We start from the raw sequence: 24,558 nt of genomic DNA, 5'->3' as shown, positions 1-24,558 counted from the left end.
GATCAGACCTCTTCGACCAGAACCACGCCCGGCATCGCCTTGATCGCGCCCTTGACCTGTGGGTTGACCGGATAGTCCTGACCGGCCTCGACCTCCACCTCCTCGCCCGTGTCGCGATTGGCGATGCAGAAACTGATCGGGCCGCGGGTGCGGATCTTGGCCTCTTCCATCATCCGGGTCAGAAGCGATGCGACCGAGGTGACAGCGCCTTCGTCCTCGATATGGATGCGCAGGCCCGCGCCGCCCGCATCCGCCACCGCGCCTTCCATCGGGGTCACGCCCCGTCCGACGGGATCGAACTGGCCCTCGTTGAACCGCGCCTCAAGCGACATTACCACCTGATTGGTTCCGTCGAAGACCCGGCGGCAAGCGTCGAAATCTTCGGTGAAGAGCGCTATGCCCGCGACCTGCCCGGTCGGGTCCGAGATGTTCATGCGGAAAAACCGCGTGCCGCGTGCCGATTTGCGGTCTTGCAGGCCCGAGACGAGGACGCCCACCCGCGCCACTGCCGCGCCGTCGCGCTCGGCCTTGGCCTGCAACTCTGCAAGCGTCAGCATCCCCTTGCGCTTCAGCGCCGGGGCGTAGTCGTCCAAGGGGTGACCCGAGAGGTAGAAGCCCACCGCCTGATGTTCCTGCGCCAGTCGCTCGGCGGGCAGCCAGTCGTCGCAATTCGGCAGGCGCGGTTCAGGCAGGTCATCCCCCGCCTCGCCGAAAAGCGAGACCTGCGCCGAGGCGCGGCCTTCGTGGATCGCCGCCGAATAGGCCGAAAGCGCGTCGAGTGCGCCGAAGACCCGGGCGCGGTTGGGGTCGAGCTGATCGAAGGCCCCGGCCCGCGCCAGCATCTCCAGCGGCCGCTTGCCGATGCGCTTCAGATCCGCGCGGCGGGCGAAATCGAAGAGCGTGGCGAAGGGTTTCGCGCCGCGCGCCTCGACGATCATCTTCATTGCCTCGACGCCGACATTCTTCAGCGCACCCAAGGCATAGACGATCTGGCCATCCGCTACCGAGAACGTCGCCTCGGACCGGTTCACGCAAGGTGGCACGATGGTGATATCAAGCCCCCGCCGCACCTCCTCGGCATAGATCGAGAGCTTGTCGGTCAGATGGATATCGCAGTTCATGACGCCCGCCATGAATTCCACCGGATGGTTGGCCTTCAGCCAGGCGGTCTGATAGCTGACGACGGCATAGGCGGCGGCGTGCGATTTGTTGAAGCCGTAATTGGCGAATTTCTCAAGAAGATCAAAGACCTCTCCGGCTTTCTTCTTGTCAACGCCATTTGCGACCGACCCGTCGATGAACTTCGGCCTCTCCTTGGCCATCTCCTCGGCGATCTTCTTACCCATGGCGCGGCGCAACAGGTCGGCGCCGCCGAGCGTATAGCCCGCCATGACCTGCGCGATCTCCATCACCTGTTCCTGATAGACGATGATGCCCTGCGTCTCTTTTAGGATATGGTCGATGGAAGGGTGAATGGATTCAAGGTCTTTGAGGCCGTTCTTCACCTCGCAATAGGCCGGGATGTTCTCCATCGGGCCGGGCCGGTAAAGCGCCACGAGTGCCACGATATCCTCGATACAGGTTGGCTTCATGCGCCGGAGCGCGTCCATCATGCCCGAACTTTCCACCTGGAACACGGCCACCGTCTTCGCCGCGGCATAGAGCTTGTAGGTCGGCTCATCATCCAGGGGGACCGCGTTGATCTGGTCCTCGGCCCCTTCGGGCGGATCGTAAAGCCGCCGCCCGTCGGGAGCTTCGTGCAGATGTCGCCCGCCCGCCCGGATCAGATCGACGGCGTTCTGGATCACCGTCAGGGTCTTCAGCCCGAGAAAGTCGAACTTCACCAGCCCCGCCTGTTCGACCCATTTCATGTTGAACTGGGTCGCGGGCATGTCCGAGCGCGGATCGCGGTAGATCGGCACCAACTCGTCCAGCGGCCGGTCGCCGATGACCACCCCGGCGGCATGGGTGGAGGCATTGCGCAACAGCCCCTCGACCTTCTGGCCGTAATCCAGCAACCGCTGCACCACCTCCTCGGCCCGCGCCGCTTCGCGCAGGCGCGGCTCATCCGCCAGCGCCTTTTCGATGGAGACAGGCTTCACCCCCTCGACCGGGATCAGCTTCGACAGCCGATCCACCTGCCCATAGGGCATCTGCAAGACCCGGCCCACATCGCGCACGGCGGCCTTTGACAGCAATGCGCCGAAGGTGATGATCTGGCCCACCTTGTCGCGTCCGTAATGGTCCTGCACATAGCGGATCACCTCTTCCCGCCGGTCCATGCAGAAGTCGATGTCGAAGTCGGGCATCGACACCCTTTCCGGGTTCAGGAAGCGTTCGAACAGCAGCGAATAGCGCAGGGGGTCAAGGTCGGTGATGGTCAGAGCGTACGCCACGAGCGAGCCCGCGCCAGAGCCCCGCCCCGGCCCGACCGGAATATCGTGATCCTTGGCCCATTTGATGAAGTCGGCAACGATCAGGAAATAACCCGGGAACCCCATCTGTTCGATGATGCCCAGTTCGAAATCGAGCCGTTCCTGATACTCCTCCACGCTGACCGCATGGGGGATGACGGCAAGCCGCGCCTGAAGTCCCTCATTCGCCTGACGGCGCAGTTCCTGCACCTCGTCATCGGCGAACTTGGGAAGGATGGGCGCACGTTTATAGGCGGCGAAGGCGCAGCGTTTGGCAATCTCGACCGTGTTTTCCAGCGCCTCCGGCAGATCGGCGAACAATGCCGCCATCTCTTCCGGCGTCTTCAGGTAATGCTGCGGCGTCAGACGGCGGCGCGGTTCCTGCTGGTCGACATAAGCGCCCTCGGCGATGCAGATCAGCGCATCATGCGCCTCGTACATGTCCGGTTTCGGGAAATAGACATCGTTGGTGGCCACCAGCGGCAGGCCCAGCGCATAGGCCATCTCGACATGGCCGCGTTCGGTCAGGCGTTCGGCCTCGGTATATTGTCCGCCCTCTCCCGGATGGCGCTGCAACTCGACATAGAGCCGGTCGGGATAGGCGGCGGCAAGGCGGCGCATCAGCGCCTCAGCCTTCGGCCCCTGCCCGGCTTGCAAGAAGCGGCCAACCGGTCCGTCGGGCCCGCCGGTCAGGCAGATGATGCCATCCGAATGCGCCTCCAGCTCCTCCACCGTCACATGCGGCAGCGATCCGTCGCCGCGCAGGTAAAGGCAGGAATTGAGCTTCATCAGGTTCATGTACCCGGCTTCGTTCTGCGCCAGAAGGACAACAGGCGCGGGTGGGCGCGGGCGTTCGCCCTGCTGAACCGGATCGGCATCGAGCGAGATCTGGCAGCCGACGATGGGCTGCACCCCCGCCCCCTTCGCCAGAACCGAAAATTCCAGCGCCGCGAACATGTTGTTCGTGTCGGTAACCGCGATCGCGGGCATCTTCATCTTGTCGCAGAAGCCGACGAGTTTCTTGACCGGCACCGCTCCTTCAAGAAGCGAGTATTCGGTGTGGGTGCGAAGGTGGATGAATCGGGGAGCGGTCGCCATGGCCTGACCCTAGCCCATCGGCGACGGCCCCGGAAAGACCCAATCCGGCCGCCCCGTCACCTGCTTGCTGGCGTCTGGGCCAGCTCAACCGCAGCGGCCATCAGGAAGAGATCTCGTAGTCGCTGATCCGGCCACGGAAGTAAGCCTCGTAGCCCGACGGATAGACATAACCCACCTCACCGGTCTGCGGCACCCGCCTGCCACCGATCCACGCGTAGTCGTCAAAGCGCCCGCGCCAGTCTCGATTGACGGTGCTGCCACTCTCATCCAGTGCCGGTCGCCCGTCCGCCTCCATGGTCACGATATCGCCCGCCGCATCGAAACCGAACCGCACCCGGGCGATGCCCTCCTGTACCGTCATCCGCACCTCGGCTGCATCGGGTCCGGTCACCCGCCAGGCCAGATCCGGATTGCCTAGGATCGCATCCGGTGCCCAGGGCAGTTCGGCAAGATAGCGATAGGCCTCACCCAGTGAAACCGCATCGCCCTCGGCCTTCTTCAGCGGGATCGTCCCGAACAGCCAGACCTCCAGCCATCCCTCCGCGCCGATATAGGCATCAAGCACCCTGACCCAGACCGGTGACGCACCGGTCTGGCGTGCTTCCCAAAGGAACCCGGCCCGGCCAAGCGCCACGACCTGCCAGGCCAGAAACGACCGGAACGCCCCCCCCTTGCGGATGCGGAGTTCGCCGGCCTGGTGGAACGACGCCACCCTTGGCATCCGGTCTAGATTTGCACCGTTGCGGCGGGCAAAATCCGCGACGATCGGCGGCAATGTCGCCTCGACATCCCGGGTCGGCGCGCTGTCCTGTAACCGCCGCGCGAGGTCGAGAACATGTGCACGATGCCGCCGGCTCGCCGTGACCTGCGCCACGATCAGAGCCAAAGACACCAGCACAAGCACATAGAGCGCCGTTTCCATGCCCTACCCGGTATTCGAAACCACCCTTCGGGCGAGTATGACCGGGCGCGGGCCGCAATGCCAGTAAGGGTTACCCGACCGGTGGATTTCCTGCGATTATCTTGGAATCCAAGAAACTGCTCAGCGGTTTTTGAAAAAGGTTTAGCTTGCCTTGAGGAGGCGTTCGGCGCTTCATGGATGCAGGGAGGCGCGCGACATCCGCTTTACGCCGCATCGGGCGGATGCGCAACTGGCCGGAAAGAGGAGAAGGCGGCGGGTTCATTCGATGAACGAGATTGCGTTTCTGCTGAACGGAACGCCGGTGACCGTATCAGGCGAAAGCCCGACGCGGACTCTACTGGATTGGCTGCGTGAGGTGCGCGGGCTGACGGGTACCAAGGAAGGCTGCAACGAGGGCGATTGCGGCGCCTGCACGGTCATGGTGACCGACGCGGGCGGGACGCGCGCGCTGAATGCCTGCATCCTCTTTCTGCCGCAGCTTCACGGAAAAGCCCTCCGCACGGTCGAGGGCCTGACCGGTCCAAAGGGCGAAGTTCATCCGGTTCAGATAGCAATGGTCGAAAAGCATGGCAGCCAGTGCGGCTTCTGCACGCCGGGTTTTGTCATGTCGATGGCCGTCGCACAGAAGAACGGGGCTTCTGATTTCGACGATCAGTTGGCCGGCAATCTCTGCCGCTGCACCGGCTATGCGCCGATCATCCGCGCGGCCGAAGCCGCCGCGACCGCGCCGGTACCGGACTGGATGAATGAGAATCTGGGGGCGTTGAATGGGGATGCCGCCCCCTTCGCGCCCGCGACATCGGACGCACTCGCGGAATGGTATGAAAGCCATCCCGACGCGGTTCTTGTCGCGGGCGCGACCGATGTCGGGCTTTGGGTGACCAAGCAGCTCCGCGACCTGCCAGAGGTCGCCTTCCTTCACGCCTGCACTGATCTTCAGAAGATCGAGAAGGTGATGGGCGGCTGGCGTGTCGGCGCGGGCGTGACCATCGCGGCCCTGCGCCGTGCGATGGCGGACCCGCATCCGGCCTTCGCCGAACTTCTGCGCCGCTTCGCCTCGGAACAGGTGCGGGGCGCGGCCACCATCGGCGGCAATATCGCCAACGGCTCGCCCATCGGCGACGCGCCGCCCGCGCTCATTGCAATGGGCGCACGGCTGCATCTGCGTAAGGGGACCACACGGCGCGAGATCGCGCTGGAGGATTTCTTCCTCGACTACGGCAAGCAGGACCGCGCGAAGGGGGAGTTTGTCGAAGCGGTGACCATCCCCGACACCGCGCCGGGGCTTGCCTGCTACAAACTCTCAAAAAGGTTCGATCAGGACATTTCTGCGGTCTGCGGATGCTTCGATATCGAGCTAAACGGTTCGAAAGTTGAAAATGCCCGGATTGCATTCGGCGGTATGGCGGGTATCCCGAAACGCGCTTCGGCGGTCGAAGCCGCGCTGACAGGACGCGACTGGACACTCGCGACGATCGAGGCCGCCCTGCCCGCCTTTGCGACGGATTTCACCCCCCTGACTGACATGAGGGCGTCCGCCGCCTACCGGCTGGAGACGGCTCAGAACATGCTCCTGCGGTATTTCCATGAACGGTCGGGGAGTGCCGTTTCGGTGCTGGAGGTAGAGGCATGAGCGTCGCGAAACCCGTCACCCACGATTCCGGCCATCTCCATGTCTCGGGCACCGCGCGTTACATCGACGACGTGCCCCTGCCCGCAAACACCGCGCATCTGGCTTTCGGCCTCTCGACCGTAGCGCATGGCGAGATCGCATCGCTCGACCTCTCGGCGGTTCGTGCCGCGCCGGGCGTCATCGCGGTCTGGACCGCAGACGACCTGCCCTTTGCCAACGATGTCTCGCCCTCGATCCATGACGAACCTTTGCTGGCCACCGGCACAGTTCACTATGTCGGCCAGCCGATCTTCCTCGTCATCGCCGACAGCCACCTCGCCGCCCGGAAAGCCGCGCGCATGGGCAGGATCCAATACAAGGAACGCCCCGCGCTTCTGACCGTCGATGATGCGATGGCGGCGGGCAGCCGCTTCGAAGGCGGGCCGGTCATCTGGACCAAGGGCGATGCGGCGAAGGCCATTGCGGGCGCGCCCCGTGTGGTCGAAGGCCGGTTCGAGATGGGCGGGCAGGAACACTTCTATCTGGAAGGTCAGGCGGCCCTTGCGATGCCCGCCGAGGGTGGCGTCATCGTCCAGTCCTCGACCCAGCACCCGACCGAGATCCAGCACAAGGTGGCCGAGGCGATCGGCCTGCCGATGAACGCGGTCCGGGTCGAGATCCGCCGCATGGGCGGCGGTTTTGGCGGCAAGGAAAGCCAGGGCAATGCGCTGGCCGTGTCCTGCGCACTGGTGGCGCGGCTTCTGGGTCGCCCGGCCAAGATGCGCTATGACCGCGACGACGACATGGTCATCACCGGCAAGCGCCACGATTTCCGCATCGAATACCGTGCGGGCGTGGACGATACCGGCCGCATCCTCGGGATCGAGTTCCTGCAACTCGCCCGCTGCGGTTGGGCCATGGACCTTTCCCTGCCGGTCGCCGACCGCGCGATGCTGCATTCCGACAATGCCTACAATCTGGAACACGTTCGGATCGAAAGCCATCGTCTCAAGACCAACACCCAGTCCGCCACCGCCTATCGCGGCTTTGGCGGCCCGCAGGGGATGCTCGGGATCGAACGCGCGATGGATCATATCGCCCATCAGCTCGGGCTTGAACCGCTCGCCGTCCGCAAGGCGAATTTCTATGCCGATATGCCGGACGCCTCCGGCGGGAGTATTTCGGCCAACAAGAAGCAGACGACCCCCTACCATATGGAGGTCGAGGACTTCATCCTGAACGGGCTGGTGGCGAAGCTGGAGGCCTCGGCGGAATTTGCGTCCCGCAAGGCGGCGATTGCCAGGTGGAACGCGGAAAATGCGATCCTGAAGAAGGGCATCTCACTGACGCCGGTGAAGTTCGGCATTTCCTTCACGCTCACCCATCTCAATCAGGCAGGCGCGCTGGTGCACGTCTATTCCGATGGTTCGATCCATCTGAACCATGGCGGGACTGAGATGGGTCAGGGCCTGTTCCGCAAGGTCAGCCAGGTTGCGGCTGCCTCCTTCGGTGTCGATGTCTCCTCTATCGCGATCACCGCAACCGATACGGCGAAGGTGCCCAACACCTCGGCCACGGCGGCCTCATCGGGGTCCGACCTCAATGGCATGGCGGTCAAAGCCGCCTGCGACACGATCCGCGACCGCATGGCCGACTATCTGGCGCGCGAGCATCAGACGGTGCCCGCGAAAGTGCATTTCGAAGAGGGCAAGGTCTTTGTCGGCGGCGAGGAGATGACGTTCGCCGAGGCCGCAGCCCGCTGCTATATGGGCCGCGTCAGCCTCTCCTCCACCGGCTTTTACGCCACGCCCAAGATCACCTGGGACCGCAAGGCGGGGCGCGGGCGGCCGTTCTACTACTTTTCCTATGGCGCGGCGGTCAGCGAGGTGGTGATCGACACGCTGACGGGTGAAAACCGCATCCTGCGCGCCGATATCCTGCATGATGCCGGCGCCAGCCTGAACCCCGCGCTCGATATTGGGCAGGTGGAAGGGGCATATGTGCAGGGTGCCGGCTGGCTGACGACCGAGGAACTCGTGTGGGACGACAAGGGGCGGCTGCGCACCCATGCGCCCTCGACCTACAAGATCCCCGCCTGTTCCGACCGGCCACGCATCTTCAATGTCGCGCTCTGGGACGGGGCAAACCGTGAGGAGACAATCTACCGGTCGAAGGCCGTGGGCGAACCGCCCTTCATGCACGGGATATCTGTCTTCTCGGCGCTCTCGGATGCCTGCGCCGCCTGCGGCCCGAACTATCCCGACCTTCAGGCCCCCGCGACCGCCGAGGCGGTGCTGGCGGCGGTGAAGCGCGCCCGGGGGACGAAGCAATGAGCTTTGACCGTGAAGCACTGGCCCGCGCGGTGGCCGACCACGGCGCCGTGGTGCGGGTGGTCGTGGCCGAGATCAAGGGCTCGGCCCCGCGCGAGGCGGGTGCGGCGATGCTGGTCTGGTCGGATGGCCAGTGCGGCACGATCGGTGGCGGCGCTTTGGAATACGAAGCGGCAGCCAAGGCTCGGGTCATGCTGTCCGAAGGCCGGACCGACCGGCTCGACCGGATGCCGCTCGGCCCGGCGCTGAACCAATGCTGCGGGGGGGCGGTCGTGCTGTTGTCCGAGGTCTGGGATGCCGAAAAACTCGCCGCGCTTGGCGATGCCAGCATTCTGGCGCGGCCTCGGCCCGGCACTTCGGGCGACATGCCGCTTTCCGTGCGCCGCATTCTCAACCGTGCACGCGGTGAGGGCTTCCGGCCTGTGCCGCGCATCCTGCATGGCTGGATGGTGGAGCCGGTCACCGCGCCCATGCGCGACATCTGGATCTGGGGCGCGGGCCATGTCGGCCGGGCGCTGGTTTCTGTCCTCGCCCCCCTGCCCGGCCTGCGCCTGACCTGGATCGACACCGATGCCGCGCGGTTTCCGGAGGTGCCGGAAGGCGTCGTGCAAAGGATCGCCGCCAATCCGGCCGAACTGGTGGCGGACGCGCCCTCTCATGCCGAACATCTGGTCCTGACCTTCAGCCATGCGCTCGATCTGGAGATTTGCCACCAGCTTCTCGGCCACGGATTTGGCAGGGCCGGGCTGATCGGATCGGCGACGAAATGGGCGCGGTTCCGGTCGCGGCTGAAGGCCCTTGGCCACGGGGAAGGCCAGATCGACCGCATCCGCTGCCCGATCGGCGACCCAAGTCTCGGAAAGCACCCGCAGGCAATCGCCGTGGGTGTCGCCACCGAACTACTGAACGAAAAAACCGCCCAGAACTCACATAAGGAACGCGCGGGATGACGGGGGAAATTCTTCTCGATATCAATGGGATAAGTAAATCTTATCCCGGGGTGAAAGCGAACGAGGATGTCTCGTTCAAGATCGGCGTCGGAGAGGTTCACGCGCTCTTGGGTGAAAACGGCGCGGGCAAGTCGACGCTGGTCAAGATGATCTACGGGCTGGTCAAACCCGACGAGGGGCGGATGACGTTGCGCGGCAAAGCCTTCGCACCGACCGCGCCGAGCATGGCGCGCGAACTGGGCGTCGCGATGGTGTTCCAACATTTCTCGCTCTTCGAGGCGCTGAACGTCGCCGAGAATGTCGCCCTTGGTATGGAAAACCCGCCCCCGATGCGCGAGCTTGCCGCACGCATCCGGGCGGTCAGCGAGGAATACGGGCTGCCCCTGGACCCGTCGCGCATGGTCGGCGACCTGTCGGCCGGGGAGCGTCAGCGGGTCGAGATCGTCCGCTGCCTGCTGCAGGACCCGAAGCTGCTGATCATGGACGAGCCGACAAGCGTGCTGACGCCGCAGGAGGTGGAGATCCTGTTCCGGACGCTCCGGCAATTGTCGGCGGAGGGCACGGCGATCCTCTATATATCGCATAAGCTTGAGGAAATCCGGACGCTCTGCGATGCCGCCACGATCCTTCGTCGCGGCAAGGTCGTCGGCACCGCCGATCCGAAACAGTCCACGGCGCGGGAACTCGCCGAACTGATGGTCGGCGCAACCCTGACACCGCCCGAACGCAAGGCTGCCGACAAGGGCGAGGTGGTCCTTGGCGTGACAGACCTCTCGGTCGACTCGCCGATCCCGTTCGGCACGTCGCTGAAGAATGTCAGCTTCACCGTCGCACGGGGTGAAGTGCTTGGCATCGCCGGTGTTGCCGGCAACGGGCAGGACGAATTGTTGCTGGCGCTGTCGGGTGAGTTGAAGAGCGCACCGGACAAGGTGCGGCTGAACGGCCATGCGGCGGGCGATTACGGCCCGAGCGAACGGCGCAATGCCGGTCTGGTGGCCGCCCCCGAAGACCGCTATGGCCATGCCGCCGCGCCGGATATGTCCCTAGTGGAAAACGCTTTCCTCAGCGGATATCTGCGGCGCAACCTGTCGAACAAGGGCTTCATCGACTGGCCCGCAACCCGCGCCTTCGCCGATGAGGTCATTGCCACCTATGACGTCCGCACACCCGGCAACCATGTCGCCGCCCGGGCATTGTCGGGCGGCAACCTGCAGAAATTCCTGATCGGGCGCGAACTTGACCAGACCCCGGAAGTCATCGTCATCAACCAGCCCACCTGGGGCGTTGATGCCGCCGCTGCGGCGGCGATCCGGCAGGCGATCCTGAACCGCGCGGCGGAAGGTGCCGGGGTCGTGGTGATCAGCCAGGACCTCGATGAGCTTCTGGAAATCGCGGACATGTTCGCGGTGTTGAACGAGGGACGGCTCTCGAAGCCACGCCCGGTGAAGGGCCTGACGATCGACGAGATCGGGCTGATGATGGGCGGCGCCCACGGAATGGAGGTCGCGCATCATGCTGAGGCTTGAGAAACGTCCAACACCCTCGCAATTCTGGCAATACGGTACGCCGATCGTCGCCGTCCTCCTGACGATGATCGTGGGCGGCATCCTCTTTGCCATGCTCGGCAAGGACCCCATCGCGGTGATCCGGACGATCTTCTGGGACCCGATCTTTGGCGAGTTTGCCTTCTACCTGCGCGGCCAGTTGCTGGTGAAGGCGGGGCCGCTGATCCTGATCGCCATCGGCCTTGCACTCGGTTTCCGGGCGGGCATCTGGAATATCGGCGCGGAAGGTCAGTACATCATGGGCGCTGTGATCGGCGCTTCGGTGGGGCTGGCGGTCTATCCGACCGAAACCCGGCTGATCTATCCGGTAATGGTGATCGCGGGGGCGCTTGGCGGCTGGCTCTGGGCGATGATCCCGGCGATCCTGAAGACGCGGTTCAACACCAATGAGATCCTCGTCTCGCTGATGCTGGTCTATGTGGCCGAAACGATCCTCGCCAAGGCCGCGACCGGCTTCCTGCGCAACCCGGACGGCGCGGGCTTCCCCGGCAGCCGCAACTTTTCATCCTACAAGGCAGCATCGAACCCGGAACTGATTGCGGGCAGCGGGCTGCATTGGGGTGGCGTCGCGGCTTTGGTGACGGCGATCCTCGTCTATATCCTTCTGCAACGCCATATCCTCGGCTTCCAGATCAAGCTGGCCGGTCAGGCGCCGCGCGCGGCCCGGTTCCACGGGGTCAACCCCACAAGGCTCGTTGTCTTCTGCATGGGGGTCTCGGGTGCGCTGGCAGGTCTTGCGGGGCTTTTCGAGGTGACCGGGCCCGCAGGCCAGATCTCCATCGACTTCAACTCGGGCTATGGCTTCACCGCGATCATCGTGGCCTTCCTCGGACGGCTCAATCCGATCGGCATCGTCTTTGCCGGGCTCCTGATGGCGCTGACCTATGTCGGGGGTGAGATGGCCGCGACCAATCTCGGCCTGCCTTCGGCGGCAATCCAGGTCTTCCAGGGAATGCTCTTATTCTTCCTGCTCGGGGTGGACGTGCTGTCCAACTACCGCATCCGCATGTTCATGGGGGCCAAGTGATGGATTTCGGATCAATTAACCCGGCCGTTCTGATTGCCTCGCTGATGGTGGCGGCGGTTCCGATCATGCTGGCCGCGCTCGGCGAGCTGATCGTCGAGAAATCGGGCGTCCTGAACCTCGGGGTCGAGGGGATGATGATTATCGGCGCCATTGCCGGATTCATCGTGGCGGTCAATACCGGCAGCCCGGTCATCGGCTTCATCGGCGGCGCGGTCGCCGGTGCGGCGCTCAGCCTCGTCTTCGCCTTCCTGACCCAGTTCCTCCTGACCAATCAGGTGGCAACCGGTCTAGCGCTGACGCTCTTCGGCCTCGGCCTCTCCTCTCTCGCGGGGCAAGGCTACAACGGGATCAAGCCGCCGCCCACGAATGCCGTACCCTTCGGCCCCCTGGCCGATATCCCCTTCCTCGGCCGGGTTCTCTTTGCCCATGACTGGATGGTCTATTTCTCCATCCTGATGGTCGCCGTCACCTGGTATGTGCTGAAATCCACGCGCCTCGGCCTCATCATCCGCGCGGTCGGCGAAAACCATGAGGCCGCACATTCGCTGGGCTACAAGGTCACCCGCGTCCGCATCGGCTGCATCATGTTCGGGGGCGCCATGGCCGGAATGGGCGGGGCCTATATCAGCCTTGTCCGCGTGCCCCAATGGGTCGACGGCATCACCTCCGGCGCGGGCTGGATCGCGCTCGCGATCGTGGTCTTTGCCAGCTGGCGGCCCTGGCGGGTACTCATCGGCGCCTATCTCTTCGGCGGCATCACGGTTCTGCAGCTCAATCTGCAGGCTGCTGGTTCTGCCATCCCTGTCGAGTACTTGTCGATGGCGCCCTATCTGGTAACCATCCTTGTGCTGGTCATCATGTCCTCTGGCCGTGGAAAGGCGTCTCTGAACGCGCCTGCAAGCCTTGGTCAGAATTTCCACGCCTCGCATTGAGGCCAACCATCGGGGCGCGAAGCCCCACCAACCGGGAGTGTAATATGAAAAGAAGACATCTACTTGCCTCTGCAGCGCTCGGCCTCGGCCTTGCCTTCAGCGGCGCGGCCAATGCCCAGATGGACAAGGTCAAGGCCTGCTTCGTCTATGTCGGCCCCGTCGGCGACGGCGGCTGGACCTATCAGCACGATGTCGGCCGTCAGGATGTGGAGGCCGCCTTCGGCGACAGGGTTGAAACCGCGTTTCAGGAAAACGTGCCGGAAGGTGCCGATGCCGAACGCGTGCTGACCCAGATGGCGCTGTCGGGCTGCAACATCATCTTCACCACCTCCTTCGGCTACATGGACCCGACCAATGCGGTCGCCGCCAAGTTCCCGAACGTGATGTTCGAACATGCCACGGGCTACAAGCGCGATCATCCGAACGTCTCCACCTACAACGCCCGCTTCTATGAGGGCCGCGCGGTGCAGGGCACGATCGCGGGCCGCATGACCAAGACAAACAAGATTGGCTACATCGCCTCCTTCCCGATCCCCGAAGTGGTGATGGGCATCAACTCCTATTACCTGCACGCCAAGAAGGTGAACCCGGATGTCGAACTGACCGTGGTCTGGGCCTATACCTGGTTCGACCCGGCGAAAGAGGCCGATGCCGCCAAAGCGATGATCGAGCAGGGCGTGGACGTGATCGCCGCCCACACCGACTCGACCGCACCTCTGGCCGAGGCCGCCAAGTCTAACGGTGCCGTGATCGGCTTCGGTCAGGCTTCCGACATGTCGGAATACGCGCCCTCGCCGCGCGTCTCGTCGATCATCGACAACTGGGGTCCCTACTATGTGAAGCGGGTAGGCCAGCTTCTCGACGGCACCTATGAGTCCGGTGATGCATGGGAAGGTATTTCGGGCGGCGAAGTGCTGATCGGCGACATCACGGACGCGGTTCCGGCCGAGGTGAAGGCCGAAGCGGAAGCGATGCGCGACGCCATCGCGGCGGGCAGCTACCACCCGTTCACCGGCCCGATCAACAAGCAGGACGGCTCGGCCTGGCTGGCTGAAGGCCAGACCGCACCGGATGGCGATCTTCTCGGCATGGGCTTCTATGTTGAAGGCATCACCGGCGAAATTCCGAAGTAATTCCGGGAATTTCGGCCTGAACGTCAGACCCCGCGCCACCCGGCGCGGGGTTTTTCTTTTCGTTGCGTGAAATTGACACAGATCATTATCATATTCCATTTTCATTATATGTGTGTGCTATCAGGCTGCCCAAAATGGCCAGCCGATGCTCTGGGAGGAGCAGGAAATGGCACATATCGTCGTTCTGGGGGCCGGGCTTGGCGGCTCCATCATGGCCTATGAACTGGCCGACCAGATCCGGCCAGAGGATCGGATCACCATTGTCACCAAGGACCCCCTCTATCACTTCGTCCCGTCCAATCCATGGATCGCGGTCGGCTGGCGCAAGCGAGACGACATCACGGTCGACCTGACCCAGCCGCTGAACAGAAAGGGGATCGACTTCAAGCCAGTCGCGGCGGAAAAACTGCATCCTGAAGAAAACCGGCTCGACCTCGTGGACGGCACTTCCATCGACTACGATTACCTGATCATCGCAACCGGGCCTGAACTTGCTTTCGACGAGATCGAGGGCCTCGGCCCGCATGGTGGCCATACCCAGTCGATCTGCCATGTCGACCATGCTGAGATGGCCGCTGAAAAGTTCGAAGCCTTCTGCAAGAACCCCGGCCCGATCATCGTCGGCGCGGTGCAGGGCGCGTCCTGCTACGGTCCGGCCTACGAATTCACCTTCATCCTGGAAACCGAACTCCGCCGCCGCAAGATCCGCGACAAGGTGCCGATGACCTTCGTGACGTCCGAACCCTATATCGGCCATCTTGGCCTGGACGGGGTGGGCGACACCAAGGGCCTTCTCGAAGGCGAGATGCGTGGCAAACACATCAAATGGATGACCTCGGCCCGCGTGAAGAAGGTCGAGGACGGCAAAATGGTGGTCGAGGAGATCGCCGAGGACGGATCGGTCAAGGCGGAAAAGGCCCTGCCCTTCGGTTTCGCAATGATGCTGCCCGCGTTCCGCGGCATCAAGGCCGTGTCCGGTATTGAGGGCCTGTCGAACCCGCGCGGCTTCACCATCGTCGACCAGCACCAGCGCAATCCGAAATACCCCAACATCTTCGCTGTCGGCGTCTGCGTCGCGATCCCGCCGATGGGGCCGACGCCCGTGCCCTGCGGCGTGCCCAAGACCGGCTTCATGATTGAATCCATGGTGACCGCGACGGCCCACAACCTCGGGCAGGTTCTGCGCGGGCAGGAACCCGACAATGTCGGCACCTGGAACGCCGTCTGCCTCGCCGATTTCGGCGATGGCGGCGTGGCCTTCGTCGCCCAGCCGCAGATTCCGCCGCGCAACGTCAACTGGTCGTCGTCGGGCAAATGGGTCCATCTGGCAAAGATCGGGTTCGAGAAATACTTCATCCGCAAGGTTAAGAAGGGCACGTCCGAGCCCTACTACGAAAAAGCCATGATGAAGATGCTCGGCATCGACAAGCTGAAAGAGGTCCACAAGGGCTGAAGCCCCGACCCGGCTTGACTCGCAGCGCCCCCTCGCCTAAACCCGCCCGGATCCCGGAAGTGACAAAACTTCCGGTCCCCGGAATGTCAGGGGATCGCCACCAGTCAGCGCGTTGCGCCCACTGGTGCGTTTTGCGTTTGGACGCTCCTGTCGCTATGTCAGGGGCAATGAAGTCAAAAGGCCAAGGAGGGCCATATGTTCGAGAACCTGTCAGAACGCCTTGGCGGCGTCTTCGACCGGCTGACGAAACAGGGCGCCCTCTCTGAGGACGACGTCAAAACCGCGCTCCGCGAGGTCCGCGTGGCGCTGCTGGAGGCCGACGTCTCGCTGCCCGTCGCGCGCGATTTCATCAAGGCGGTGGAGGGCAAGGCCACCGGCGCCGCCGTCACCAAATCGATCACCCCCGGCCAGCAGGTCGTCAAGATCGTCCATGACGCGCTGATCGACGTCCTTCGCGGTGCCGAAGATCCCGGCACGCTGAAAATCGACAACCCGCCCGCCCCGATCCTGATGGTCGGCCTTCAGGGTGGCGGCAAGACCACCACCACCGCCAAGCTCGCCAAACGCCTGAAGGAACGCGAGAAGAAGCGCGTCCTCATGGCCTCGCTCGACACCAACCGCCCGGCGGCGATGGAGCAGCTTGCAATCCTCGGGACACAAATCGGCGTCGATACACTGCCGATCGTCAAGGGCGAAAGCGCCGTCCAGATCGCCAAGCGTGCGAAGCAGCAGGCGACGCTCGGCGGCTACGACGTCTACATGCTCGACACCGCCGGCCGGTTGCAGATCGATCAGGTCCTGATGGACGAGGTGGCCGAGGTCGCCGCCGTCACCAAGCCCCGCGAAACGCTTCTCGTCGTCGATGGCCTGACCGGTCAGGTCGCCGTCGAGGTCGCGCAGGAATTCGACGCCAAGGTCGGCATCACCGGCGTCGTCCTGACCCGGATGGACGGCGACGGCCGCGGCGGTGCCGCGCTTTCGATGCGCGCGGTCACCGGCAAGCCGATCCGCTTCGTTGGCTTGGGCGAAAAGATGGACGCCCTTGAGACCTTCGAGGCCGAGCGCGTCGCGGGCCGCATCCTCGGCATGGGCGACATCGTGGCCCTTGTCGAAAAGGCGCAGGCGACCTTGGAGGCCGAACAGGCCGAGCGCATGGCCAAGCGCTTCGCCAAGGGCCTTTTCAACATGAACGACCTCAAGTCCCAGCTTGAACAGATGATCAAGATGGGCGGCATGCAGGGCATGATGGGCATGCTGCCCGGCATGGGCAAGGCCGCGAAACAGATGGAGGCGGCGGGTTTCGACGACTCCATCCTCCGCCGCCAGATCGCGCTCATCGGCTCAATGACCAAGAAAGAGCGCGCCAATCCCGCCCTCCTGCAGGCCAGCCGCAAGAAGCGCATCGCCGCCGGTGCGGGGCTTGAGGTCAGCGAACTCAACCAGCTTCTGAAGATGCACCGCCAGATGGCGGACATGATGAAGAAGATGGGCAAGGGCGGCATGATGAAACAGGCCATCAGGCAGATGATGGGGAAAGGCGGCATGCCCGACCCCTCGAAGATGAGCCCGGCCGAGATGGAAGCCATGGCCAAGGGCATGCAGGAAGGCATCGGCGGCGGCAAGCTGCCGGGCGGCATGGGTCTGCCGGGCGGTCTTGGCGGCATGAAGCTGCCCTCGGGGCTTTCGGGCCTCGGCGGTCTGGGCAAGAAGAAGTGATCGCAGCGCGGACATATCGGCGCCAAGCGCGGGTGGCCCCCCACCCCCATCCCCTCCCCACGAGGGGGAGGGGAGCCGCGTCCGCCCGCTGTCATGACGACCGGCATCGACACTCCGGGAGCCTCCCCTCCCCCTCGTGGGGAGGGGATGGGGGTGGGGGGACCACGTCCGGTTTCTCGACCGCGCTCTCCCGGCATGCCCGCACCCAAGGCGGTACCGCATGATTCCTCCGAACCTTCACACCGACCGCCTCACCCTCCGCGCCCCCAAACTCGCAGATTTCGAGCATTGGGCGGCATTCTTCGCCTCCCCCCGCTCGATCCACGAACGGGGCATGATGGGCCGGGAAGAGGCGTGGAAGAAATGGGCCGCCGATGTGGCGCTCTGGCAGCTCAAGGGCTACGGCGCCTTCGGCCTCGATGACCGTGAAACCGGCGCTTATGTCGGCGAGGTCGGCATCTATGAATTCATGGGTTATCCCGAACCCGAGCTTGGCTGGTTCACCGTGCCAGAGGCAGAGGGCAAGGGTTACGCCGCCGAGGCCGCCCGAGCCGTCATGGTATGGGCGCGCAAGAGCTTCGGCTGGGACCGCCTGATCAACATCATCGACCCGGCCAATGACCGCTCCATCGCGCTCGGGCTGAAGCTTGGCGGCACAATAGACCCCACGATCCCCGGCACCGATCCCGGCGACGTGGTGATCGTACACGACATCAGGGGGCTCGCATGACCCCGCATCTGGCCGACACGCCCGTCCTGACCACAGACCGCCTCACGCTCCGCGCGCCCGCGCCGCAGGACTGGCCCGCCTTTTCCGCCTTCCTCGCCACCCCCCGCTCGCAGTTCGTGCGCGACGGCGAGTTGGACGAGGGCAAGAAATGGCGTGCGTTCGGCCACCTCATCGGCCATTGGGTGATGCGCGGCTTTGGCATGTTCATCTTCACGGCCAAGGGCGCGGACAAGGTGCTGGGCATGGCCGGGCCATGGTTCCCCGCAGGCTGGCCGGAAACCGAAATCGGCTGGGCGGTCTGGTCAGCCGGGGCCGAAGGCAAAGGTTATGCCTGCGAGGCCGCAATCGCCGCCCGCGCCCATGCCTTTGATACACTCGGCTGGGACACCGCCGTCAGCTACGTGGTGCCGGAGAACACCCGCTCCATCGCGCTCGCCGAACGCATGGGCGCCGTCCGCGACGACAAGGCCACCCATCCCGGCGGCGACAAGACCTGCTACGTCTACCGCCACCCGGCTCCGGAGGCGCGCGCATGATTCGCCCATGGGAACAGCCCCCGACCGGCCCGGCCGCCGCGCTAGCAGGCGCGCTTTCCGCCCTGATCCCGGTGATCGAGACCGCGCGGCTCCGCCTCCGCGCCCCACGCATCTGCGATTTCGACGACTGGGCGGCGATCGAATGCGACGAACGCGGGCGTTACATCGGCGGGCCGATGTCGCGTGAGGATGCCTGGCTCGACTTCACCCAGGCGACCGCGACCTGGCTCCTGCGCGGGCACGGGCTCTGGACCGTCGAGGGGAAGGCCGACGGCGCGCTCCTTGGCTTCGTCCTTCTCGGGTTCGAACCCGGCGACCGCGAGCCGGAGCTTGGCTATCTCTTCTCCGCTGCGGCCGAGGGCAAGGGCCTTGCGCACGAGGCCGCGCTGGCGGCCCGTGCCCATGCCTTCGGCGCGCTCGGTTGGGACACGCAGGTCAGCTATATCGACCATGGCAATGACCGCTCCGTCCGGCTTGCCGAACGGCTCGGCGCCACCCGCGACCACGCGGCCGAGGCCGCCTTCGACGAGCCAGTCCTCGTCTACCGCCACCGCCGGGAGGGAAACGCATGACCCGACCTGCTTCTTCATTGCCGAAATACCCCGGGGTCCGGGGCAGCGCCCCGGCGCTGCGGTCCCGCATCACTGTCGGGACAGTGTCGGGACGGATGCCATACGCCTGCCATACAGCCGCCAGACGCCCTTTCGCCCATATCGGAGGTCCGCATGAGTGATCCCACGACCCTTGCCGCGTCCTTGCTGAAGGGCCACCGCGAGAGCATCGACCGGCTCGACGCAATCCTCGTCTACACGCTGGCCGAGCGGTTCAAGCACACCCAGGCGGTGGGTCGGCTGAAGGCCGAACACGACCTGCCCGCCTCCGATCCCCTGCGTGAAAGCCAGCAGATCGAGCGGTTGCAGCGCATGGCGCTGGAGGCCGATCTCGACCCCGAATTCGCCAAGAAATTCCTGAACTTCATCATATCGGAAGTCATCAGGCATCACGAGAAACTGCAGAAATAACCAAGGAATAACAGGCACGTGCCTGTTTCAAAGCCAAGTAAAGGAGACATTCAAATGGCTATGAAAATCCGCCTCGCCCGTGGGGGCTCCAAGAAGCGTCCGTTCTATTCGATCGTCGCAGCCGACAGCCGCATGCCGCGCGACGGCCGCTTCCTCGAAAAGCTCGGCACCTACAACCCGCTGCTGCCGAAGGACTCCGAAGACCGCGTGAAGATGGACATGGAGCGCGTGCAGCACTGGCTGTCCAAAGGCGCCCAGCCGACTGACCGCATCGCCCGCATGCTAGAAGCCGCCGGCGTCAAGGAAAAAGCCACCCGCGCCAACATGAAAAAAGCCGAGCCGGGCGACAAGGCCAAGAAGCGCGCCGAAGAAAAGGCCGCGAAGTCGGCCAAGGCATCTGAAGCCGCTGCCGCCCCTGCTGAAGCCCCGGCCGAAGAGGCTGCGGCCGACGAAGCTGCGTCCGAATAAGGCGCTGAAAAGACATGCTGATCGGCTTTTTCCTGCGCCGGATCGTCACCCTCACGCTGTGTGCGGGGTCGTTCTGGCTGGGTATGAAGACCGATCGCATACTGGTCCCGAAACCGGCCGCCACCACGGTGGCGGCCGAGTGTCCGGAGGTGACAGATGGCAACTGACCGTATCTGCGTCGGCGCCATTGGCGGCGCCTTCGGCGTCAGGGGTGAGGTGCGGCTGAAAAGCTATTGCGCCCAACCCGAGGCGATTGCCGCTTACGCGCCTCTCTGGACCGAGGACGGCAAACGCAGCTTTACCCTCCGCATCACCCGCAGCATCAATAACGGTTTCGCCGCGCGCCTCTCGGGCGTCTCAACCAAGGAAGAGGCCGACGCCCTGCGCGGAACAGACCTCTATGCCGACCGGTCGATGCTGCCCAACCTGCCGGATGACGAGTTCTACCATGCCGATCTGATCGGACTCGAGGTCTATGACACCGGCGGCGCCAAGCTCGGCACACTCCGCGCGGTCCACAATCATGGCGCGGGCGATATTCTGGAAATCTTCACGCCGGGCCGGAAGACCGCGCTCCTTCTGCCCTTCACCCGCGCTGTCGTCCCGACCGTAGACCTGACGACTGGCCGGATCATCGCGGACCCGCCGGAGGAGACGGAGTGACGGGCGAAGATAAACCCAAATCCCACGGGCGGCTGTCCGTCTCGGCCTCTCTCAAACCCCGTGACCTGATGGCGGAAACCCCACGCCTTAAAGGTGCATGGACCGCCCGTATCATCACGCTTTTCCCGGAGGCCTTTCCGGGCACGCTCGGCCTTTCGCTGACCGGAAAGGCGCTGGTGGCCGGACTCTGGCATCTGGAGACGATTCCGCTCCGCCCCTTCGGCATTGGCAAGCACCGCAATGTCGACGACACGCCGGCAGGTGGCGGCGCGGGCATGGTGCTGCGCGCCGATGTGGTGGGCGCGGCTTTCGATCAGGCAGCCATCGGCACACCGCCCGACCGTGCAAAATGGCCGGTCGTGTACCTGTCGCCGCGCGGCAAACCCTTCGATCAGGCGATGGCCCGCCGCTGGGCAACCACGCAAGGCATCACGATGCTTGCGGGCCGGTTCGAGGGCGTCGACCAGCGTGTGCTCGATCACTACGCGGTCGAGGAGGTGAGCCTCGGCGACTTCGTCCTGACCGGCGGTGAGATCGCCGCGCAGGCATTGCTGGATGCAGTCGTGCGGCTTCTGCCCGGTGTCCTCGGCAACGCGGCCTCCACGGAAGAGGAAAGCCACTCCCACGGCCTTCTGGAGCATCCGCAATACACCCGCCCGGCAGTCTGGGAGGGACGCGAGATCCCGCCCGTCCTCACCTCGGGCAATCACGCCGAAGTCGAGAAATGGCGGCGGGCGGAGGCGGAACGGCTGACGCGGGAAAGGCGGCCGGATCTATGGGCGGCGACAAAAGCTAAATCCGAACGATAGCTACCAAGCGTCAGCAACGTGGACGACGCTGACGTTGGAGGCCTACTCAATCTGGGGCCGGACAGAAGGCGCTGCCGTTCGGACGATGCTGCATTCACTCAAATTCACAGATCGGCTAGGATCGGTAGATTGCTCCAATTGGGTGGGCCGGTTCAGTCTTTGTGCACCATGGGTTTGGGCCTTGCGGTCGGCGAGACCGCTCCGGATGGCGAATATGGCCACATTTTCGCGGAGATGGCTTCGATGAGCATCAAAACTCACGACTACGAAAAACACGCGGACGCATTTGCTGACCTCGAGATGCAAGGGACACAATACCTGGCCTTTCGCGACATACCCATGCTGATTGATGAGTACGCAAGTTCCGTCGCATCCGTGCTCGATTATGGCTGTGGCGCGGGGCGCTCGACACGATTTCTGAAGCGCCTTGGCTACGATGCGGTCGGCGTGGACATCAGTCACGATATGCTCAGGCAAGCTCGCTCCAGAGATGAGGCGGGTGAGTATCACCATGTTCCCAGTGGACGCCTACCATTCGAAGACTCCGCTTTCGATCTGATCTTCGCCAGCTACGTGTTCCTGGAAGTCTCGCGCATCGCAGAGATCGAGAATATCCTGAAGGAACTGAAGCGGGTTTTGAGAAAAGATGGAATAATAATCCTTGTGACCTCCTCGACAGAAGCGACCGAAGGGAACTGGGTATCATTGTCTTACGCTTTTCCCGAGAATGACAAATTGCTTCAAAGCGGCGACACGGTGAAACTGTTGATCCAAGGGATAGACGTCGTCTTGTACGACTATTTCTGGACTGAGGAGGATTACGTCGGAGCCGCCCGCCGCGCCGGCCTCGACGTTGCCAAGCTTCACAAACCGCTCGGTCGAACTGGCGAAGGAATAGAGTGGCGCGACGAAACGAAGATGTCACCGATTGCGATATACGTCCTCGGGACTTCATCGTTGATGCAGTAGCCATGTGAGAGTTACAAGCATCCTCGGACGGGGCTGCTCCGCCACGCACGACTGTCGTGGAAGGGCTCCAAGCAGACTCATAGTGCTGGTGCACCACGCTCCCCTTGACCCACCCGTTCGCCCCCACTATACCCCGCCCGTCCGGGGCTCAATCGAGTCGGCCGGGCCTGTTGTCTGTTCGCCCATGCCCTTTGTTTTCTTCGGCTGGGGCGGCGAGCGGCGGCAAGAACAAGGAACGATGACCTGATCTCCGGCGGGCGCGGCATGCGGACCCGATGAAGACACGGAGCTCTGAGGCGCGAACACCATCGCGGAACCACCGCGAGCACATTGAAAGGATCACGCGATGAACCTGATCGCGCAACTGGAGGCCGAGCAGATCGCCGCGCTCGGCAAGTCCATCCCGGACTTCAAGGCGGGCGACACCGTCCGTGTCGGCTACAAGGTGACGGAAGGCACGCGTTCGCGCGTCCAGATGTACGAAGGCGTCTGCATCGCCCGCAAGGGTGGCGACACGATTGCCGCCTCGTTTACCGTCCGCAAGATTTCCTTCGGCGAAGGCGTCGAGCGCGTCTTCCCGCTTTACTCGACCAACATCGACTCGATCGAGGTCGTGCGCCGCGGCCGCGTCCGCCGCGCCAAGCTCTACTACCTGCGCGACCGTCGTGGTAAATCCGCCCGGATCGCCGAAGTCACCAATTACAAGCCCAAAGCCGAAGCGTGAGGAGCGGGACCATGAAAAAAGACATCCATCCCGACTACCACATGATCGAGGTCAAGCTGACCGACGGCTCCACCTTCCAGGTTCGCTCGACCTGGGGCAAGGAAGGCGACTCCATGTCGCTCGACATCGATCCCTCGGTGCATCCGGCCTGGACCGGCGGTTCGGCCAAGCTGATGGATACCGGCGGCCGCGTGTCGAAGTTCAAGAACAAGTACGCGGGCCTCGGATTCTGAGCCCCTTGCGCTTCCCAAGAGTGGGGGCGCAACATATAGTAGAGGCGCGCTGGGGACGGCGCGCCTTTTTGATTCCGGGAACACGGAACGAGATACAGGGACAGACACGTGGCGCATATCATCGTCGTGGGCAACGAAAAGGGCGGGTCGGGGAAATCGACGACCTGCATGCATGTGGCGACGGCCTTGGCGCGGATGGGACACAAGGTTGGCGCGCTCGACCTCGACCTGCGGCAGCGCAGCTTCGGCCGTTACGTCGAAAACCGCCGCGCTTTCGCCCGGAAAGAGGGGCTGGACCTGCCGATCCCGGACTACCGCGACCTGCCCGAGGTGGATCAGTCGACGCTCGCCGCCGGTGAGAACGTCTATGACCGTCGCCTCTCTGCCGCCGTCGCCGGGCTGGAGAAGGATGCCGAGTTCATCATCATCGACTGCCCCGGATCGCATACGCGCCTTAGCCAGGTCGCCCATTCGCTGGCCGACACGCTGATCACGCCGCTGAACGACAGCTTCATTGATTTCGACCTTCTGGCGCGTGTCGATCCCGATACCAGCCGGGTCATCGGCCCGTCGATCTATTCTGAAATGGTGTGGCATGCCCGCCAGTTGCGCGCCCGCGCCGGGTTGAAGCCCATCGACTGGATCGTGCTGAGGAACCGTCTTGGCGCGCAGCAGATGCACAACAAGCGCAAGGTCGGCGGCGCACTTGAGCAATTGTCCAAGCGGATCGGCTTCCGCGTAGCGCCCGGATTTTCCGAGCGCGTCATCTTCCGCGAGCTGTTCCCGCGGGGTCTCACGCTTCTCGATCTGAAGGATGTGGGGGTGGAGAAGCTCAACATCTCCAACGTGGCCGCGCGGCAGGAAGTGCGTGATCTGGTTCGCGAATTGAACCTGCCGGGTGTAACGGTCAATTTCTGACCGTTACCATGTTCAGAATATCAGCTGTGGTCAGGCGATCTGACGGGCCTGACGGACGAAGAGCGGCGGGCGCGCCGTCGTCACCGGGCGGCGGGTCCGGTTAACTTCGCTGCCCATGGTCACGAGGCGGCTTTCGAACGCGTCCTGCTTGTCGGAACGGTTGCGGAACAAGCGGCTTAGAATGGCGTTTGCGAGTTTCATCTTCCTGTCCTGCCTTTTAGCGTGCGCCCCGTAAGTGAAGTCTTTGCCGCGCACCGTGTCCGAAAAGTGGCGCGTTGTGGGATATTCAGGGGATTTCTCGCGACAGTTGAGGCGATTGCACACGTTGCATCCC

At 63.9% G+C, this 24,558-nt stretch carries 24 protein-coding genes; 21 read left to right on the top strand and 3 right to left on the bottom strand.

The window, feature by feature from the left end; translation table 11 throughout:
• Window positions 1-2: 2 nt before the first annotated feature.
• Both dnaE and QKW60_RS09180 read right to left on the bottom strand, forming a co-directional pair.
• Window positions 3-3,512 carry a DNA polymerase III subunit alpha gene (gene dnaE, locus QKW60_RS09185; RefSeq protein WP_282368195.1) on the bottom strand — a complete coding sequence of 1,170 codons (3,510 nt, stop codon included), beginning with the start codon at window positions 3,510-3,512 and terminating at the stop codon, window positions 3-5.
• A gap of 100 nt (window positions 3,513-3,612) precedes the next feature.
• Window positions 3,613-4,434, bottom strand: a complete 822-nt coding sequence (locus QKW60_RS09180) for a DUF6544 family protein (protein ID WP_282368193.1) — start codon at window positions 4,432-4,434, stop codon at window positions 3,613-3,615.
• Window positions 4,435-4,699: 265 nt separating this feature from the next.
• Between QKW60_RS09180 and xdhA the strand changes: the two genes are divergently transcribed.
• The 21 genes from xdhA (at window position 4,700) to QKW60_RS09075 (ending at window position 24,224) form a co-directional block, all read left to right on the top strand.
• Complete coding sequence (gene xdhA, locus QKW60_RS09175) at window positions 4,700-6,067, top strand: xanthine dehydrogenase small subunit (protein WP_282368192.1); 1,368 nt, start codon at window positions 4,700-4,702, stop codon at window positions 6,065-6,067.
• Window positions 6,064-8,379, top strand: a complete 2,316-nt coding sequence (gene xdhB, locus QKW60_RS09170) for a xanthine dehydrogenase molybdopterin binding subunit (RefSeq protein ID WP_282368191.1) — start codon at window positions 6,064-6,066, stop codon at window positions 8,377-8,379. Before xdhA ends, xdhB begins: the two co-directional genes overlap by 4 nt.
• Window positions 8,376-9,326: a xanthine dehydrogenase accessory protein XdhC gene (xdhC, locus tag QKW60_RS09165; RefSeq protein ID WP_282368190.1), complete on the top strand. Its 951-nt coding sequence runs from the start codon at window positions 8,376-8,378 to the stop codon at window positions 9,324-9,326. The genes xdhB and xdhC overlap by 4 nt, the downstream gene beginning before the upstream one ends.
• Complete coding sequence (locus QKW60_RS09160) at window positions 9,323-10,852, top strand: ABC transporter ATP-binding protein (protein WP_282368189.1); 1,530 nt, start codon at window positions 9,323-9,325, stop codon at window positions 10,850-10,852. Before xdhC ends, QKW60_RS09160 begins: the two co-directional genes overlap by 4 nt.
• Window positions 10,839-11,918 carry an ABC transporter permease gene (locus tag QKW60_RS09155; RefSeq protein WP_282368187.1) on the top strand — a complete coding sequence of 360 codons (1,080 nt, stop codon included), beginning with the start codon at window positions 10,839-10,841 and terminating at the stop codon, window positions 11,916-11,918. The genes QKW60_RS09160 and QKW60_RS09155 overlap by 14 nt, the downstream gene beginning before the upstream one ends.
• Entirely contained in the window at window positions 11,918-12,850 is a 933-nt protein-coding gene (locus QKW60_RS09150) for an ABC transporter permease (protein ID WP_282368185.1), read from the top strand. The genes QKW60_RS09155 and QKW60_RS09150 overlap by 1 nt, the downstream gene beginning before the upstream one ends.
• 44 nt (window positions 12,851-12,894) lie before the next feature.
• A complete protein-coding gene (locus tag QKW60_RS09145) occupies window positions 12,895-13,983 on the top strand; it encodes a BMP family ABC transporter substrate-binding protein (RefSeq protein WP_282368183.1) in 1,089 nt (362 codons plus the stop codon).
• A gap of 166 nt (window positions 13,984-14,149) precedes the next feature.
• Window positions 14,150-15,436: an NAD(P)/FAD-dependent oxidoreductase gene (locus tag QKW60_RS09140; RefSeq protein ID WP_282368182.1), complete on the top strand. Its 1,287-nt coding sequence runs from the start codon at window positions 14,150-14,152 to the stop codon at window positions 15,434-15,436.
• A gap of 195 nt (window positions 15,437-15,631) precedes the next feature.
• Window positions 15,632-17,152, top strand: a complete 1,521-nt coding sequence (gene ffh / locus QKW60_RS09135; protein ID WP_282368180.1) for a signal recognition particle protein — start codon at window positions 15,632-15,634, stop codon at window positions 17,150-17,152.
• Window positions 17,153-17,372: 220 nt separating this feature from the next.
• Window positions 17,373-17,882 carry a GNAT family N-acetyltransferase gene (locus QKW60_RS09130; RefSeq protein ID WP_282368178.1) on the top strand — a complete coding sequence of 170 codons (510 nt, stop codon included), beginning with the start codon at window positions 17,373-17,375 and terminating at the stop codon, window positions 17,880-17,882.
• A complete protein-coding gene (locus tag QKW60_RS09125; RefSeq protein ID WP_282368177.1) occupies window positions 17,879-18,418 on the top strand; it encodes a GNAT family N-acetyltransferase in 540 nt (179 codons plus the stop codon). The genes QKW60_RS09130 and QKW60_RS09125 overlap by 4 nt, the downstream gene beginning before the upstream one ends.
• Window positions 18,415-18,990, top strand: coding sequence for a GNAT family N-acetyltransferase (locus QKW60_RS09120; protein WP_282368174.1), 576 nt, complete (start codon window positions 18,415-18,417; stop codon window positions 18,988-18,990). Before QKW60_RS09125 ends, QKW60_RS09120 begins: the two co-directional genes overlap by 4 nt.
• Window positions 18,991-19,143: 153 nt before the next feature.
• The gene (locus tag QKW60_RS09115; protein ID WP_282368172.1) at window positions 19,144-19,440 is read left to right on the top strand and encodes a chorismate mutase; all 297 of its coding nucleotides are present in this window, start codon (window positions 19,144-19,146) and stop codon (window positions 19,438-19,440) included.
• Between the two features lie 54 nt (window positions 19,441-19,494).
• Window positions 19,495-19,908, top strand: coding sequence for a 30S ribosomal protein S16 (gene rpsP / locus QKW60_RS09110; RefSeq protein WP_282368170.1), 414 nt, complete (start codon window positions 19,495-19,497; stop codon window positions 19,906-19,908).
• A 14-nt stretch (window positions 19,909-19,922) separates the two neighbouring features.
• Entirely contained in the window at window positions 19,923-20,075 is a 153-nt protein-coding gene (locus QKW60_RS09105; RefSeq protein ID WP_282368168.1) for a hypothetical protein, read from the top strand.
• Complete coding sequence (gene rimM, locus QKW60_RS09100) at window positions 20,065-20,571, top strand: ribosome maturation factor RimM (RefSeq protein WP_282368167.1); 507 nt, start codon at window positions 20,065-20,067, stop codon at window positions 20,569-20,571. Before QKW60_RS09105 ends, rimM begins: the two co-directional genes overlap by 11 nt.
• 68 nt (window positions 20,572-20,639) lie before the next feature.
• Window positions 20,640-21,380, top strand: a complete 741-nt coding sequence (trmD, locus tag QKW60_RS09095; RefSeq protein WP_282368670.1) for a tRNA (guanosine(37)-N1)-methyltransferase TrmD — start codon at window positions 20,640-20,642, stop codon at window positions 21,378-21,380.
• A gap of 243 nt (window positions 21,381-21,623) precedes the next feature.
• Window positions 21,624-22,349 (top strand): class I SAM-dependent methyltransferase, encoded by a 726-nt coding sequence (locus tag QKW60_RS09090; protein ID WP_282368166.1) that lies wholly within the window; start codon window positions 21,624-21,626, stop codon window positions 22,347-22,349.
• A 346-nt stretch (window positions 22,350-22,695) separates the two neighbouring features.
• Complete coding sequence (gene rplS, locus QKW60_RS09085; RefSeq protein ID WP_282368165.1) at window positions 22,696-23,073, top strand: 50S ribosomal protein L19; 378 nt, start codon at window positions 22,696-22,698, stop codon at window positions 23,071-23,073.
• 11 nt (window positions 23,074-23,084) lie between these two features.
• The gene (gene rpmE / locus QKW60_RS09080) at window positions 23,085-23,306 is read left to right on the top strand and encodes a 50S ribosomal protein L31 (protein WP_282368164.1); all 222 of its coding nucleotides are present in this window, start codon (window positions 23,085-23,087) and stop codon (window positions 23,304-23,306) included.
• A gap of 108 nt (window positions 23,307-23,414) precedes the next feature.
• On the top strand, window positions 23,415-24,224 hold the full coding sequence (locus QKW60_RS09075) for a division plane positioning ATPase MipZ (protein WP_282368162.1): 810 nt from the start codon (window positions 23,415-23,417) through the stop codon (window positions 24,222-24,224).
• A 30-nt stretch (window positions 24,225-24,254) separates the two neighbouring features.
• Here the strand turns inward: QKW60_RS09075 and QKW60_RS09070 are convergent, their stop codons facing one another.
• Window positions 24,255-24,425 (bottom strand): hypothetical protein, encoded by a 171-nt coding sequence (locus tag QKW60_RS09070; protein ID WP_282368161.1) that lies wholly within the window; start codon window positions 24,423-24,425, stop codon window positions 24,255-24,257.
• Window positions 24,426-24,558 lie beyond the last annotated feature (133 nt).

Source organism: Albidovulum aestuarii, assembly GCF_029961185.1.
Taxonomy (GTDB): domain Bacteria; phylum Pseudomonadota; class Alphaproteobacteria; order Rhodobacterales; family Rhodobacteraceae; genus Albidovulum; species Albidovulum aestuarii.
Note: the sequence above shows the minus strand (reverse complement) of the source record. Positions and strands in the feature narration are given on the sequence as shown.